1 protein-coding gene is annotated in these 2,319 nt (G+C 63.8%); it reads right to left on the reverse strand.

Annotation, left to right across the window (positions count from 1 at the left end):
* A partial coding sequence (locus tag RR928_RS24720) for a DNA polymerase II (RefSeq protein ID WP_332540374.1) occupies nt 1–2,319 on the reverse strand: 2,319 nt, incomplete at both ends.

Here is a 2,319-nt window from a genome sequence, read left to right on the forward strand (position 1 = left end):
AAGCTCTCGCCGAACGGCAAAAGAATGGAATCGGCAATCGGCTGGAGCTGCTTGGACAGATAGTGCTCATAGTCGATACCGCTGTGGCGCGCTTCCAGCGGCTGCGGGCCGCTGCGGGTCATCACATACTGGATCCAGCCGCCATTCTGGTATTGCCGGGGGCGCCCGAGTGCGGTGTTGTGCAGGTCGGCGATGCGCGCCGCGCGCACTTGCGGCGGGACATTGACCTCGTAGGCGTCGAGCCGATGGCGCAGCCGCTTGCGGTAGATCAGCAGGTCGTCCTTCTCGCCGGCCAGCGTGGCCTGCGCATAGTCGGTGACGAAGGCGCGGTGCGGCTCATCGTTGAAGATGCGCGTCAGCAGGCCCTCCTGGAACTGGCGCGCCAGCGGGGTCCAGTCGCTGCGCGCCATTTCCAGCCCGCGGTAGACCATTTCCTCCTTGCCGCTGGCATCCAGGCTCAATCCCGCATAGCGCTTCTTGCTGCCTACATCCGAGCCCCGGATGGTCGGCATGAAGAACTTCTTGTAGTGCGTGTCGAACTCGATTTCGAGAAAGTTCTCCAGCCCCTGCTCCTCGCCGAGGGTACGGGTCCACCAGGCATTGATATCCGATACCAGCTGCGCCGCAACGGCCTGCGCTTCGTCATTCGTGTGGGCGCGCTTGAGCCAGATGAAGATCGAATCGGTATCGCCGTAGATGGTTTCGTAGCCTTTGCCCTCCACGAAAGTCCGCGTGAGCTTCATCATCTCGTGCCCGCGCAAGGTCACGGCCGCGACCAGTTTGGGGTTGAAGAACCGGCATTCGGTGGCGCCCAGCACGCCGGCAAACGAATTCATCAACAGCTTCAAAGCCTGGGACAAAGGCTCGTTCCGGTCGCGCTTGGCTGCGTCGCGCGCCTTGGACAGCGTGGTCACGATTTCCGGCAGGCAGTGCTTGTCGCGCGAGAACACGGTGTCCTGGGGCCCGCGCACGCCCAGCGATGCGTCGGCCAGCTGCATGCCTTCCGCAAAACCCACGGGATCGACAAGAAAGGTGCGGATGATCGAGGGGTACAGGCTCTTGTAGTCCAGCACCAGCACGGAGTCGTAGAACCCTGGCTTGGAGTCCATCACATAGCCGCCGGGAAAGGCTTTGGTCTCTATCTCGCCGACGCTGGGCGCGACGTAACCCTGGCGGTGCATGCGCGGCAGGTAGTGGTGGCTGAAGGCGGCGATCGAGCCGCCGAAGTGGTCGGCCTGCAGGCCCGTGGTCTGGGCGCGCTCCATGACGAACTGCAGCAGCTTGGCTTGGTCGAAAATGCGCAGCACCAGCTCGCAGTCGCGGATGTTGTAGACGGCCAGCGCGGGCTTGTCTTCCTGGTAGCGGCGCTCGATTTCGGCCATCTTGTCGTAGGCGTCGCCTATCGCCTTGCCTTCGCCGAGCAGCGTCTGCGAGACGTTCTCCAGACTGAAGGAAGTAAAGCTCCACACCGCCGCCCGCAGTGCATCGATGCCGTCGATGATCAGCCGGCCCGGAGTGGGCGCGAACAGATAGCCTTGCTTGCCCGGATGGGTGCGCCACTGTATCGGCTGGCGGCCTCGGCCCAGCAGCAGCTTCACGCCGCACTCGTCGGCGGTCTTCTGCAGCACGCGCAGGTCGAACTGGATCACATTCCAGCCGAGGATGGCGTCGGGGTCGTTGCGTTCGAACCAGGCGTTGAGCTGCTCGATCATCAGCTTGCGGGTAGCGCAATAGATGAGCGCGAAATCCAGCGGCTCACCCGTCTGCGCGGGCGGATCTCCGAGCATGAACACCACGCGCTGCGGCATGCCGTCCAGCGCAATCGAGTACAAGGCCTCGTGCTGACTGGTCTCAATATCCAGCGACACCACCTTCAGCTGCGGCCGATAGTCGGAGATGGGCTTGAGCTTGCAGTCCACGATGGACGCGCCCACCTCGCGCCCGCCTTCGATGACCACCCCCGCGGTGATGAAGCGCTCCATCAGATAGCGGTCGTGCGGCCGCACATCGGCTTCGAGCAGCGGGATATTCATAGGCTGCAGAGCGCGCGCCAGTTTTCCGAGCTGCCGAAAATGCGTCGCGTAGACGCCTATCACCGGTTCCTGCTGAAAAGTCCGCATTTGCAGCGCGCGCAACTGCATGCGTGGAAAGGCGCCGAGCTGGGCTTCGACCGCCGTCCTGTGCCGCGCAGCGACAAACGCGACCGAGGTCTGGGCAGCGAGAACCACCTTCCTGGGGCCGGCCTGCGTCGCCAGCCACAACTCGACTTCCGTGCCGGCCGGAGCATCGCGCCAATGGCGGGTGAGGATGAAGCCCTTG

The sequence above is a fragment of the Comamonas sp. genome, assembly GCF_036666375.1.
GTDB lineage: Bacteria > Pseudomonadota > Gammaproteobacteria > Burkholderiales > Burkholderiaceae_C > Comamonas.